This window comes from Pseudomonas sp. Marseille-P9899, assembly GCF_903166565.1.
Classification (GTDB): Bacteria; Pseudomonadota; Gammaproteobacteria; order Pseudomonadales; family Pseudomonadaceae; genus Aquipseudomonas; species Aquipseudomonas huaxiensis.
Map to the genome: position 1 here is coordinate 253390 of NZ_CAESCG010000001.1, position 13625 is coordinate 267014.

Sequence of the window (13625 nt, forward strand, 5' to 3'; positions counted from 1 at the left end):
AGCGCTCTTACCGGGCCGAAGCGAGTTGAGTGAAAGCGGTACCGAGCCACTGCTGCACACCGCTCATGGTGGCGGCAGAAGTGTCGAGGAACGGTTGCGGGTACACGCCCAGCAGGATCAGCAGGCCAGCCAGGCCCAGCACCATGATCAGTTCGCGGTTGTCCATGCCGGCCAGGACCTCGTCGGATTTCGACGGGCCGAAGTAGGCGCGGTGGATCATGATCAGCGAGTAGACCGAGCCGAACACCAGGCCGGAGGTAGCGATGACGGTGACCCACGGGGCACTGACGAAGCTGCCGATCAGGATCAGGAATTCACCGACGAAGTTACCGGTACCCGGCAGACCCAGCGACGCGGCCGCGAAGAACAGGCTGATGGCCGGCAGGTAGGCGATGCGGTGCCACAGGCCACCCATTTGACGCATGTCACGGGTGTGCAGGCGCTCGTACAGTTGACCGCTGAGGATAAACAGCGCGGCAGCCGAAACACCGTGGGCCAGCATCTGGATCACTGCGCCTTGCAGGGCCTGCTGGCTGCCGGAGTAGATACCGATCAGCACGAAGCCCATGTGCGAAACGCTGGAGAAGGCGATCAGACGCTTGATGTCGGTCTGGGCGAACGCCAGGAACGCACCGTAGAAGATCCCGATCAGACCCAGGGTCATGGCGATCGGCGCGAACTCGGCCGAGGCATTCGGGAACAGCGGCAGGGCGAAACGCAGCAGGCCGTAGGCCGCAGTCTTCAGGAGGATACCGGCCAGGTCCACGGAACCGGCGGTCGGTGCCTGGGCGTGAGCGTCAGGCAGCCAGGAGTGGAACGGTACCACCGGCAGCTTGACCGCGAAGGCGATGAAGAAGCCGAGCATCAGCAGGTATTCGGTGCCGGCCGGCAGGTCGGCTTTCAGCAACTGGGTGTAATCGAAGGTGATCACCCCGGTGTTGTTGAAGTTGACCAGTACCAGACCGAGGATCGCCACCAGCATGATCAGGCCGCTGGCCTGGGTGAAGATGAAGAACTTGGTTGCTGCGTAGATCCGGGTCTTCTTGCCGTCGGAGGAGCTGTGACCCCAGAGCGCGATGAGGAAATACATCGGCACCAGCATCATTTCCCAGAAGAAGAAGAACAGGAACAGGTCCAGGGCCAGGAACACCCCGACCACGCCGCCGAGGATCCACATCAGGTTGAGGTGGAAGAAGCCGACGTGGCGCTGGATCTCTTTCCACGAGCAGAGTACCGAGAGCACACCGAGCAGGCCGGTGAGCAGGATCATCAGCAGCGACAGGCCGTCGAGGGCCAGGTGCAGGCTGATGCCGAAGCGCTCGATCCACAGCACTTTGAATTCAACGGCCCACTGCGGCGCAGCGCCGGGAGCGGGGGCGAGGGTGTAGTCCCCGTTGGCCCACAGCCAGAGGCCGATACCAAGCAGGAGGGACATGGTCAGCAGCGCGATCCAGCGCGGCAGGGTGGCGCCGAAGCGCTCACCCAGCCAGCACAGCAGGCCGCCGATAAAGGGGATCAGGATCAGCCAAGGCAAAATCATGACGGGCTCAATTCCTTTCGCAAAGTCGCAAGGTTCATATCAGACCGCAGCCATCAAAACGGCGCCGAGTACAAGGACGGCACCCACGGCGATCGAAGCGGTGTACCAGCGCAGCTGACCGGTTTCGGTTTTGCTCATGGCGGCGTGACCGCCCCGAGCCATACGCGGAATCAGGCCAATGCCGCGGTCAACCGGATCCTTGCGCAGGATGTGGCTGATCAACAGGTAAGGTTTGACGAACAGCTTGTCGTAGATCCAGTCGAAGCCCCAGGCGGCGAACCACCAGGCCGAGAGGACGCGGCCGATGCCGCTGTTGGCGATGGCCGTGACCAGGCGACGCTTGCCCAGGAACAGCACCGCAGCCAGCAGGATACCGGCGATGGCGATGGCGCCCGATGCGATTTCCAGGCTGTGCTTGGCTTCGCCGCCGGCATGGCCAGCGCTTTCCGGCAGAACGCCGGCCAGTGGTGGATGGATCCAGGCACCGACGAAGGTCGACAGGACGATCAGCACGCTCAGCGGCAGCCAGTGCGAAATGCCGTGGCCGGCATGGGCTTCGGTCTTGGCTTCGCCGTGGAAGGCGATGAAGATCAGGCGGAAGGTGTACAGCGAGGTCATGAACGCACCCACCAGGCCGGCGTACAGCAGACCGGTGTTACCGCTGGCGAAGGCTTCCCAGAGGATCTCGTCCTTGGAGTAGAAGCCAACGGTGATCAGCGGCAAGGCGGCCAGCGCAGCGCCACCGACCACGAAGCTGGTGTAGGCCAGAGGCAGTTTCTTCCACAGGCCGCCCATCTTGAAGATGTTCTGCTCGTGGTGGCAGGCAACGATCACCGCACCGGAGGCAAGGAACAACAGGGCCTTGAAGAAGGCGTGGGTCATCAGGTGGAAGATCGCCGCGTCCCAGGCACCGACGCCCAGGGCCAGGAACATGTAGCCGATCTGGCTCATGGTGGAGTAGGCGAGGATACGTTTGATGTCGGTCTGGACCAGCGCGGCGAAACCGGCCAGGACCAGGGTCACACCGCCGACCACGCCAACCAGGTGCAGTACATCCGGTGCCAGGGCGAACAGGCCGTGGGTACGGGCGATCAGGTAGACGCCCGCGGTCACCATGGTCGCGGCGTGGATCAGTGCCGAAACCGGGGTAGGACCGGCCATCGCGTCCGCCAGCCAGGTCTGCAGCGGCAGTTGCGCGGATTTACCGACGGCACCACCGAGCAGCATCAGGGTCGCCAGGACCATCCAGGTATCGCCCGCCTGGAACTTCTGCGGCGCGAGCACCAGCAGTTCCTGCACGTTCAGGGTGCCGAGCTGCTGGAACAGGATGAACAGGCCGATGGCCATGAACACGTCGCCGATACGGGTGACGATGAACGCCTTGAGCGCTGCGTTACCGTTGTTGCGGTTGCTGTAGTAGAAACCGATCAACAGGTACGAGCACAGGCCCACACCTTCCCAACCGAAGTAGATGAACAGCAGGTTGTCGCCCAGGATCAGGAACAACATGCTGGCAATGAACAGGTTGGTGTAGGAGAAGAAGCGCGAGTAACCGGCTTCACCGCGCATGTACCAGGACGCGAACAGGTGGATCAGGAAGCCGACGCCGACCACCACGCCCAGCATGGTGACCGACAGGCCATCCAGGTGCAGGGTGAAGGTAGGAGCGAAGCCGTCAACCGACATCCACTGCCACAACAGTTGGCTGTACACGCCGCCTTCCGGTGGCGCGACGTTGAATTGCCAGATCACCCAGGCTGCGACGATCGCCGACAGACCGACCGAACCGACACCGATCAGCGCCGACAGGTTCTCCGAGAAACGACCACGGGAGAACGACAGCAGCAGGAAGCCGATCAGGGGGAATACGAAAGTCAGAAAGAGAAGATTCATCCGCGCATCTCACTGGCTGCATCGATATCGAGAGTGTGGAAGCGGCGATACAGCTGCAGCAGGATCGCCAGGCCGATACTGGCTTCGGCGGCTGCCAGGCTGATCACCAGGATGAACATGATCTGTCCATCCGGCTGCGCCCAGCGGGCGCCAGCGACGATGAAGGCCAGTGCCGAGGCGTTCATCATGATTTCCAGACTCATCAGCACGAAGAGAATGTTGCGGCGGACCATCAGGCCGACCAGACCGAGGCAGAACAGAATGCCGGCGACGGCCAGGCCGTGTTCGAGTGGGATAGCAGGCATGTGATTACTCCTTCGCCTCGTTGCGGCCGAGATGGAAAGCCGTTACCGCCGCGGCGAGCAGCAGCATGGAGGCCAGTTCCACTACCAGCAGGTAAGGACCAAACAGGCTGATGCCGACCGCCTTGGCGTCGACGGTGGTATGACCGATGGCAGCACCGCTCTGATGGCTGAACAGCACATACAGCAGTTCGAGCAACAGCAGCGTGCCGAGTACCACGGGGCCGGTCCAGATGCCGGGCTTGAGCCAGCCGCGTTCCTGGGCGACCGAAGCCGGACCCAGGTTGAGCATCATCACCACGAAGACGAACAGCACCATGATGGCGCCAGCGTAGGCGATCACTTCCAGCGCGCCGGCGAACGGAGCGCCGAGGGCGAAGAAGGTCATCGCCACGGAGATCAGCGAAATGATCAGGTAGAGCAGGGCGTGCACGGGGTTGGTGTTGGTGATCACCCGAAGGGTGGACACCACAGCGACACCGGATGCGAAATAGAAAGCGAATTCCATCTTTCTTCCTTAAGGGAGCAAGCTCTTCACGTTGATCGGCTCGGCTTCGTTCTGCGCGGAGCCTTTCGGCTTGCCGGCAACCGCCATACCTGCAACACGGTAGAAGTTGTAATCAGGGTTCTTGCCTGGTCCGGCGATCAGCAGATCTTCCTTCTCGTACACCAGGTCCTGACGTTTGAACTCGGCCATTTCGAAATCCGGCGTGAGCTGGATCGCGGTGGTCGGGCAGGCTTCCTCGCAGAGGCCGCAGAAAATGCAGCGCGAGAAGTTGATGCGGAAGAACTCCGGATACCAGCGTCCGTCTTCCGTTTCGGCTTTCTGCAGCGAGATGCAACCGACCGGGCAGGCCACGGCACACAGGTTGCACGCTACGCAGCGCTCTTCGCCATCGGGGTCGCGGGTCAGCACGATACGGCCACGGTAGCGTGGCGGCAGGTAGACCGCTTCTTCCGGGTATTGCAGGGTGTCGCGTTTGCGGAACCCGTGGGAGAACACCATTACCAGGCTGCGCAGCTGGGTGCCGGTGCCCTTAACGATGTCGCCAATATATTTGAACATGGGTCAAATCCTCACTGGGCCGCAACAGCTGGCGTGTTGAGCAACACGAGCGCAGCGGTCACCAGCAAATTGATCAAGGTCAGCGGCAGGCAGAACTTCCAGCTGAAGTCCATCACCTGGTCATAGCGTGGGCGCGGGATCGAAGCGCGCAGCAGGATGAACAGCATGATGAAGAAGCCGGTTTTCAGGGCGAACCAGATGAACGGGATCTGCGGCAGGATGCCGAACGGACCGTGCCAGCCACCGAAGAACAGGGTTACCAGCAGCGCCGAGATCAGGATGATGCCGATGTACTCACCCACGAAGAACATGCCCCATTTCATACCGGCGTATTCAATGTGGTAACCGTCGGCCAGTTCCTGTTCCGCTTCCGGCTGGTCGAACGGGTGACGGTGAGTCACGGCGACGCCAGCGATGAAGAAGGTACAGAAGCCGAAGAACTGCGGAATGATGAACCACAGGTTCTGTGCCTGGTAGTCGACGATGTCGCGCATGTTGAACGAGCCGACCTGGGCCACGATGCCCATCAGCGCCAGGCCCATGAACACTTCATAGGACACGGTCTGGGCCGAGGCACGCAGGCTGCCGAGCAAGGCGTACTTGTTGTTCGACGACCAGCCGGCGAACAGTACGGCGTACACCGACAAGCCAGCCATGGCGAAGAAGAACAGCAGGCCGATGTTCAGGTCCGCGACACCCCAGGTCGGGGTGATCGGGATGATCGCGAAGGCGATCAGCAGCGCGCTCATGGCCACGACTGGCGCCAGGGTGAAGATCATCCGGTCGACGAAGGGCGGGTTCCAGTCTTCCTTGAAGAACATCTTCAGCATGTCGGCAGCGATCTGGAACATGCCGAACGGGCCGACGCGGTTCGGACCGTAGCGGTCCTGCCCCCAGCCCAGCAGGCGCCGCTCGACGAAGCTGAGCAGCGCACCGCAGACCACCACCGCCAGCAGGATCACGACGGCCTTGACGACGGTAATGATCACATCGATCACTTCGGGGGTGAACCAGGTCATTGTGCTGCCTCCTGCAGGCCTTCGACGGATGCACCGAAGATGGCTGGCGGGATACCGGCCAGGCCTTTCGGCAGCGCAACCAGGCCAACGCCCAGTTCTTCATTGATGCGCAGTGGCAGACGCAGGGTCTGGCCCGCGACGTTCAGGCTGAGCAGGGCGCCTTCGTTGACACCCAGGCGGTCGGCTTCGGCCTTGGCCAGTGCGACGTAGGCTTGCGGGATGCGCTCTTGCACCGGTGCTGCGCGGGACGAACTCTCCTCGCTACCGAACAGGTGGTAGAACGGCACGACCTGCCAGGTGCCACGGGCCGGGGCGAAGGCGCCCGGAACGCTGGCGAACCAGTTCAGGCGATCACCCTGGGTCTCGATCAGGCGAGTGCCCGGGTCACCGGCACGCAGGTGGCCACCGACCTCGTCCTGGAACTTGTTCCAGGCTTGCGGCGAGTTCCAGCCCGGCGACCAGGCGAACGGCACTTGCGAGCGCGGTTCGGCGGAGCCCGAGTAACCTTCCATGGAGAAGGCGAAGGCGGTGTCCTTGTCCTGCGGGGTACGCGGTTCGTGCACGCTGATGTTGGCGCGCATGGCGGTACGACCGGAGTAGCGCAGCGGTTCGCGGGCCAGCTTCATGCCTTTGATGCGGAACGCGGCGGACGGTGCGGCGTTGACGATGCCGGCCAGTTGCGGGGTGACGCTGGCGCAGGCGCTGGTGACGTGGTCCAGTTGGGTCCAGTCCACCGGCTGGTTCAGCAGGGTCGCACGCAGGGCGTGCATCCAGCGCCAGCCTTCGTGAACCAGGATGCTGCTGTCCAGGTAGGTCGGATCGAAGACCTGGAAGAAGCGCTGGGCACGGCCTTCCTGGCTGACCAGAGTGCCGTCGCCTTCGGCGAAGGAGGCGGCTGGCAGCACCAGGTGGGCGCGGTCGGTGGTCGGGGTCTTGGAGTGATCGGCAACGATGATCACTTTGGCAGCGGCGAACGCGGCGTCGACCTTGGCGGCCGGGACGCGGCTGTACAGGTCGTTTTCCAGCACGACGATGGCGTCGGCCTTGCCCGAGATCACGGCGTCCAGCGCGGCATCCACCGAGTCACCACCGAACATGGCCATGCCGATGCTGTTGGCTTCCGGCACCACCAGGCTCAGGGAGCCGGCTTTGTCGCGCAGCTTGAGGGCCTTGGCGATGTTGGCGGCAGCTTCGATCAGCGCCTTGGAACCCAGCGAACCACCGGAAACGATCAGCGGACGCTTGGCCGCGACCAGGGCATCGGCGATGCGCTTGGCCAGTTCCAGTGCGTCGGCGTCCAGGCCTTCGACGGCCGGGGCGCTTGGGTCGATAGCGTGGGCCACGGCGAAGCCGAGGCGCGCCAGGTCGGCGGGCGCTGCGTGAACGCATTCTTCGGCGACGTCATCCAGCTTGGTTTCGGCCAGGCTGGCGATGAACAGCGGGTACAGGGCGTGCTGGCCGATGTTCTTCACCGCGGCGTCGAGCCACGGCTGGACTTTCATCGACTCGGCCATGGCCTCGGCCTTGCCCTTGGTGGACTGGCGTACAGCCAGGGCGACGCGGGCAGCGGTCTGGGTCAGGTCTTCGCCAAGGACGAACACGGCGTCGTGATCTTCGATCTCGCGCAGGGTCGGCACTGGCAGCGGGCTGTCGTTGAGCACCTGCAGAACCAGACGCACACGCTCCAGTTCAGCGGCTTCCATACCCGAATAGAAGTACTCGGCACCGACCAGCTCGCGCAGGCCGTAGTTGCTTTCCAGGCTGGCGCGTGGCGAGCCGATACCGACGATGGTGCGGCCGCGCAGCAGATCGGCGGCCTGATCGAGGGCAGCGTCCACGCTCAGCTTGGAGCCGTCGGCCAGCAGTGGCTGGCGTGGGCGGTCGGCGCGGTTGACGTAGCCATAGCCGAAGCGGCCACGGTCGCAGAGGAAGTACTGGTTGACCGAACCGTTGAAGCGGTTTTCGATCCGGCGCAGTTCGCCGTAACGCTCACCCGGGCTGATGTTGCAACCGCTGGAGCAGCCATGGCAGATGCTCGGGGCGAACTGCATGTCCCATTTGCGGTTGTAGCGCTCGGAGTGGGTCTTGTCGGTGAACACACCGGTCGGGCAGACCTCGGTCAGGTTGCCGGAGAATTCGCTCTCCAGCACACCGTCTTCGACACGGCCGAAGTACACGTTGTCGTGCGCGCCGTAGACGCCCAGGTCGGTGCCGCCGGCGTAGTCCTTGTAGTAACGCACGCAGCGATAGCAGGCGATGCAGCGGTTCATCTCGTGAGCGATGAACGGGCCGAGTTCCTGGTTCTGGTGGGTACGCTTGGTAAAGCGGTAACGGCGCTCGTTGTGGCCGGTCATTACCGTCATGTCTTGCAAATGGCAGTGACCGCCTTCCTCACAGACCGGGCAGTCGTGCGGGTGGTTGGTCATCAGCCATTCGACGACGCTCGCGCGAAACGCCTTGGACTCATCGTCTTCGATGGAAATCCAAGTGCCGTCGGTGGCGGGGGTCATGCAGGACATGACGATGCGACCACGGGTGTCGTTCTCGTCGTTGTACTGCTTGACCGCACATTGCCGGCAGGCGCCGACGCTGCCGAGCGCCGGGTGCCAGCAGAAATAGGGGATGTCGAGGCCTAGCGACAGACAAGCCTGTAACAGGTTGTCCGCACCGTTGACTTCGAGCGCTTTGCCGTCTACGTGGATAGTGGCCATGGTTCAAAGTTCTTCGTTGGCCCGCGTGTGCGGGCGTGGCTAATGGAAATCGGTGTGCCCGCGGCTCGCGCGACAAGGGTCGGGCGAGCCTGCGAGGCTGGCGGATGGCACGGACCATCCGCGTTTCATCTTGTTATGCGCCAACCACGATCGGGGCCGGGATTGGCTTGGCCAGGTTCGGGCTCAGGGCGGCGCTGCCAGGGGCGGCGACACCGGCCTCGAACTCGTGGCGGAAGTATTTGATGGCACTGCCCAGCGGCTCGACGGCGCCCGGTGCGTGGGCGCAGAAGGTGCGGCCAGGGCCGAGGAAGTTGACCAGGCCCAGCAGGGTCTCGATATCGCTCTGCTGGCCCTGGCCCTTCTCGAGGGCGCGCAGCATCTTCACGCTCCATGGCAGACCGTCGCGGCACGGAGTGCACCAGCCGCAGGATTCGCGGGCGAAGAACTCTTCCATGTTGCGCAGCAGCGAGACCATGTTGACGCTGTCGTCCACCGCCATGGCTAGGCCAGTACCCATCCGGGTGCCCACCTTGGCGATGCCGCCGGCATACATCTGTGCGTCCAGGTGCTCGGGAAGCAGGAAGCCGGTACCGGCGCCGCCTGGCTGCCAGCACTTGAGCTTGAAGCCATCACGCATGCCGCCGGCGTAGTCTTCGAACAGCTCGCGGGCGGTGACGCCGAATGGCAGTTCCCACAGGCCCGGGTTCTTCACTTTGCCGGAGAAGCCCATCAACTTGGTGCCGTGGTCTTCGCTGCCTTCGCGTGCCAGCGACTTGTACCAGTCAACACCGTTGCCAACGATGGCCGGCACGTTGCACAGGGTTTCAACGTTGTTCACGCAAGTCGGCTTGCCCCAGACGCCAACGGCGGCAGGGAAGGGCGGCTTGGAGCGCGGGTTGGCGCGACGGCCTTCCAGCGAGTTGATCAGCGCGGTCTCTTCGCCACAGATGTAGCGACCGGCGCCGGTGTGGACGAACAGTTCGAAATCGAAGCCGCTGCCGAGGATGTTCTTGCCCAGCAGGCCGGCGGCCTTGGCTTCATCGATGGCGCGGTTCAGGTTGCGTGCGGCGGTGGTGTATTCGCCGCGCAGGAAGATGTAGCCACGGTAGGCCTTGAGGGCGCGGGCGCTGATCAGCATGCCCTCGACCAGCAGATGGGGCTGTTGCTCCATCAGCATGCGGTCCTTCCAGGTGTTCGGCTCCATTTCATCCGCGTTGCACAGCAGGTAGCGAATGTTCATGGATTCGTCTTTGGGCATCAGGCCCCATTTGACGCCGGTGGGGAAGCCCGCACCGCCACGGCCTTTCAGGCCGGCATCTTTCACGGTCTGGACGATATCGTCCTGGGACATCTGCGCCAGTGCCTTGCGGGCAGCGGCATAGCCGTTCTTGGCCTGGTACTCGTCAAGCCAGACCGGCTCGCCGTCGTCACGCAGGCGCCAGGTCAGCGGGTGGGTCTCGGCGCTGCGCGCGATGCGGTTGGCCGGGCCGAAGGAAGTGATGGTCATGCGTAACCCTCCAGCAGTTTGGCTACACCGGCCGGCTGAACGTCGCCGAAGGTGTCGTCATCGATCATCAGGGCCGGAGCCTTGTCGCAGTTGCCCAGGCAGCACACCGGCAGCAGGGTGAAACGACCGTCCGGGGTAGTCTGGCCGAGGCCGATGCCCAGTTCGCTCTGAATCTGGCCGACCACGGACTCGTGGCCACCGATGTAGCAGACCATGCTGTCGCAGACGCGGATGATGTGGCGTCCGACCGGCTGGCGGAAGATCTGGCTGTAGAAGGTGGCCACACCTTCGACATCGCTGGCCGGGATGCCGAGGATTTCGCCGATGGCATAGATGGCGCCGTCCGGCACCCAGCCACGTTGTTTCTGGACGATCTTCAGGGCTTCGATGGACGCCGCGCGCGGGTCCTCGTAGTGATGCATTTCGTGCTCGATGGCCGAGCGCTCGGTTTCGCTCAGGGCGAAACGGTCAGTCTGGATAAGCGTGCTGTTCATGCTTAGCGGTCCACGTCAGCCATAACGAAGTCGATACTGCCCAGGTACGCGATCAGGTCCGCGACCATGCTTCCGCGGATCACCGACGGGATCTGCTGCAGGTGCGGATAGCTCGGGGTACGAATCCGGGTGCGGTAGCTCATGGTGCCGCCATCGCTCGTCAGGTAATAACTGTTGATGCCCTTGGTCGCCTCGATCATCTGGAAGGACTCGTTGGCCGGCATGACCGGGCCCCACGAAACCTGCAGGAAGTGGGTGATCAGGGTTTCGATGTGCTGCAGGGTGCGCTCTTTCGGCGGCGGCGTGGTCAGCGGGTGATCCGCCTTGTACGGGCCTTCCGGCATGTTGCGCATGCACTGGTCGATGATGCGGATACTCTGGCGCATCTCTTCGACACGGACCATGCAGCGATCATAGGCATCGCCGTTGTGGGCCAGCGGTACTTCGAACTCGAAGTTCTCGTAGCCGGAGTAAGGACGGGCCTTGCGCAGGTCGAAGTCCAGGCCGGTGGAACGCAGGCCGGCGCCGGTGACGCCCCACTCCAGCGCTTCCTTGGTGTTGTACTGGGCAACACCGATGGTACGGCCTTTGAGGATGCTGTTCTGCAGGGCAGCCTTGGTGTACTCGTCGAGGCGCTTTGGCAGCCATTCGACGAAGTCTTTCACCAGTTTGTCCCAGCCGCGAGGCAGGTCGTGGGCGACACCACCGATGCGGTACCAGGCCGGGTGCAGACGGAAGCCGGTGATGGCCTCGATCACGGTGTAGGCGCGCTGGCGGTCGGTGAAGGTGAAGAACACCGGGGTCATGGCACCGACGTCCTGGATATAGGTACCCAGGAACAGCAGGTGGCTGGTGATCCGGAAGAACTCGGCCAGCATGATGCGGATGGTGTCGACCTTTTGCGGTACCTGGATGCCCGCCAGCTTCTCGACGGCCAGTACGTACGGCAGGTTGTTCATCACCCCGCCGAGGTAGTCGATACGGTCGGTGTAGGGGATGAAGCTGTGCCAGGACTGGCGCTCGGCCATCTTCTCGGCACCACGGTGGTGGTAGCCGATGTCCGGGACGCAGTCGACGATCTCTTCACCGTCCAGTTGCAGGACGATACGGAACGCACCGTGGGCGGACGGGTGGTTGGGGCCGAGGTTGAGGAACATGTAGTCCTCGTTCGCACCCTGACGCTTCATGCCCCAGGCTTCCGGGTTGAAGCGCGCGGCTTCTTCCTCGAGCTGTTGCTTGGCGAGGTTCAGGGTGAACGGGTCGAACTCGGTGGCGCGCGCCGGGAAGTCCTTGCGCAGCGGGTGACCTTCCCAGGTCGGCGGCATCATGATGCGGGTCAGGTGCGGGTGGCCGGCAAAGTCGATGCCGAACATGTCCCAGACTTCACGCTCGTACCAGTTGGCGTTCGGCCAGATACCGGTAACGGTCGGTACGTTCAGGTCATTTTCGTTCAGCGCGACCTTGATCATCACGTCGCTGTTTCGTTCTACCGAGAGCAGGTGGTAGAAAACGCTGAAGTCGGCGCCAGGCAGGCCGCGACGCTGGGTGCGTAGGCGCTCGTCCACGCCGTGCAGGTCGTACAGCATGCTGTACGGCTTGGGCACGTTGCGCAGGAAGGTGAGTACTTCGATCAGTTTGGCGCGGGCAACCCACAGCACCGGCATGCCGGTACGGGTCTCCTGTGCGGTGAACGCCTCGGGGCCAAAACGATTGTTCAGTTCGACGACCACATCCTGGTCGTCAGCCTTGTAAGGCGGAATATAAATAGCGGTGTCCGCGGTCATGGTCTCGGTCGCTTTCGGTCAACGTAGAGAATGAAGCCAGGCCGCCTGGTCGTATGAGCAGGCAGCGGTTCGCTGGATCAGACTTCGTCGGGGCTGCGCAGGTTGGTGACCTGCATGCGCTGTTCACGACGCAGCTCTTTCTGCGCTGGCATTTCGGCGCGATACACGCCTTGGTCGCCAACGACCCAGGAAAGAGGGCGACGCTCCTTGCCAATCGATTCCTGCAACAGCATCAAACCTTGCAGGAATGCTTCAGGGCGAGGCGGGCAGCCAGGCACGTAGACATCCACGGGGAGGAACTTGTCGACCCCCTGAACGACCGAGTAAATGTCGTACATGCCACCGGAGTTGGCACACGAACCCATGGAAATGACCCATTTCGGCTCGAGCATCTGCTCGTACAGACGCTGGATGATGGGTGCCATCTTGATGAAGCAGGTGCCAGCGATGACCATGAAGTCGGCCTGGCGCGGTGATGCCCGGATAACTTCAGCGCCGAAACGGGCGATGTCGTGCGGCGCGGTAAACGCCGTGGTCATCTCCACGTAGCAGCAGGACAGGCCGAAGTTGTAGGGCCACAGGGAGTTCTTGCGACCCCAGTTGACCGCACCACTGAGCACATCTTCGAGCTTGCCCATGAAGATGTTCTTGTGGACCTGGTCCTCTAGCAGCGAATCGGAGACGGTTTCCCGGTCTCCGATTGGATACTGCTCGTTGGGCGCATCCGGATCGATTCTGGTGAGATTGTATTGCATTGCCAAAGCCTCATTGTTTCAGCTTCGCTTGCCGCTTGCGACGACCCACGGGAGCCCAATCGAGCGCCCCGACCCGCCAAAGGTAGACAAGACCTGCCAACAGAATTGCTATGAAAACGAGAGCTTCGACGAATCCGGTCCAGCCGCTTTCGCGAATCGACACAGACCATGCAAAGAGAAAGAGGGCTTCGATATCGAAGATCACGAACAGCATCGCGACCAGATAGAATTTTGCCGAAAGGCGCAGGCGGGCACCGCCAGTGGGCAGCATGCCGGACTCGAAGGGTTCGTTCTTGCTACGGCCCCACGCCTTGCTACCGAGCAGGCTGGACAGACCGAGCATGAAGGCGCAGAGGCCGACGACACCCAAAAGGAAAATGGCAAAGCCCCAGTTGTGGGCGATGAGTCCAGTCGAATCGGGCATGCTGAAAATCCTTAACAGAGCACGTAGTCTCTGAGCTTGAAAAGAAGTAGAGCAGTGACGATATGTCGCAGCGAGATCTATCGCGCTGATTTTATGGGTAAACCTGGTGCAAGTAAAATTTCTGCTGCAA

The 13625-nt window shown here is 62.6% G+C and carries 12 protein-coding genes; all 12 read right to left on the minus strand.

Translation table 11 applies throughout. From position 1 onward, the window contains the following. Window positions 1-7: 7 nt before the first annotated feature. Window positions 8-1540 (minus strand): NADH-quinone oxidoreductase subunit M, encoded by a 1533-nt coding sequence (nuoM, locus tag HWV67_RS01210; protein WP_095157252.1) that lies wholly within the window; start codon window positions 1538-1540, stop codon window positions 8-10. Between the two features lie 39 nt (window positions 1541-1579). Then, a complete protein-coding gene (gene nuoL / locus HWV67_RS01215) occupies window positions 1580-3433 on the minus strand; it encodes an NADH-quinone oxidoreductase subunit L (RefSeq protein ID WP_095157253.1) in 1854 nt (617 codons plus the stop codon). After that, window positions 3430-3738, minus strand: coding sequence for an NADH-quinone oxidoreductase subunit NuoK (gene nuoK, locus HWV67_RS01220; RefSeq protein ID WP_042125487.1), 309 nt, complete (start codon window positions 3736-3738; stop codon window positions 3430-3432). The genes nuoL and nuoK overlap by 4 nt, the downstream gene beginning before the upstream one ends. A 4-nt stretch (window positions 3739-3742) precedes the next feature. Further along, complete coding sequence (nuoJ, locus tag HWV67_RS01225) at window positions 3743-4243, minus strand: NADH-quinone oxidoreductase subunit J (protein WP_095157254.1); 501 nt, start codon at window positions 4241-4243, stop codon at window positions 3743-3745. 9 nt (window positions 4244-4252) lie between these two features. Further along, window positions 4253-4801, minus strand: a complete 549-nt coding sequence (gene nuoI / locus HWV67_RS01230) for an NADH-quinone oxidoreductase subunit NuoI (protein ID WP_095157255.1) — start codon at window positions 4799-4801, stop codon at window positions 4253-4255. An 11-nt stretch (window positions 4802-4812) separates the two neighbouring features. Beyond that, entirely contained in the window at window positions 4813-5820 is a 1008-nt protein-coding gene (gene nuoH / locus HWV67_RS01235; RefSeq protein ID WP_175649574.1) for an NADH-quinone oxidoreductase subunit NuoH, read from the minus strand. Beyond that, window positions 5817-8531 (minus strand): NADH-quinone oxidoreductase subunit NuoG, encoded by a 2715-nt coding sequence (gene nuoG / locus HWV67_RS01240; protein WP_175649575.1) that lies wholly within the window; start codon window positions 8529-8531, stop codon window positions 5817-5819. Before nuoG ends, nuoH begins: the two co-directional genes overlap by 4 nt. 133 nt (window positions 8532-8664) lie before the next feature. Beyond that, window positions 8665-10038: an NADH-quinone oxidoreductase subunit NuoF gene (nuoF, locus tag HWV67_RS01245; RefSeq protein ID WP_110973222.1), complete on the minus strand. Its 1374-nt coding sequence runs from the start codon at window positions 10036-10038 to the stop codon at window positions 8665-8667. Then, entirely contained in the window at window positions 10035-10532 is a 498-nt protein-coding gene (gene nuoE / locus HWV67_RS01250) for an NADH-quinone oxidoreductase subunit NuoE (RefSeq protein WP_110973221.1), read from the minus strand. The genes nuoF and nuoE overlap by 4 nt, the downstream gene beginning before the upstream one ends. Window positions 10533-10534: 2 nt before the next feature. Next, window positions 10535-12316, minus strand: coding sequence for an NADH-quinone oxidoreductase subunit C/D (nuoC, locus tag HWV67_RS01255; RefSeq protein ID WP_110973220.1), 1782 nt, complete (start codon window positions 12314-12316; stop codon window positions 10535-10537). 77 nt (window positions 12317-12393) lie between these two features. Continuing rightward, a complete protein-coding gene (locus tag HWV67_RS01260) occupies window positions 12394-13071 on the minus strand; it encodes an NADH-quinone oxidoreductase subunit B (protein ID WP_095157267.1) in 678 nt (225 codons plus the stop codon). A gap of 10 nt (window positions 13072-13081) precedes the next feature. Next, a complete protein-coding gene (locus HWV67_RS01265) occupies window positions 13082-13495 on the minus strand; it encodes an NADH-quinone oxidoreductase subunit A (RefSeq protein ID WP_095157269.1) in 414 nt (137 codons plus the stop codon). Between the last annotated feature and the right edge of the window lie 130 nt (window positions 13496-13625).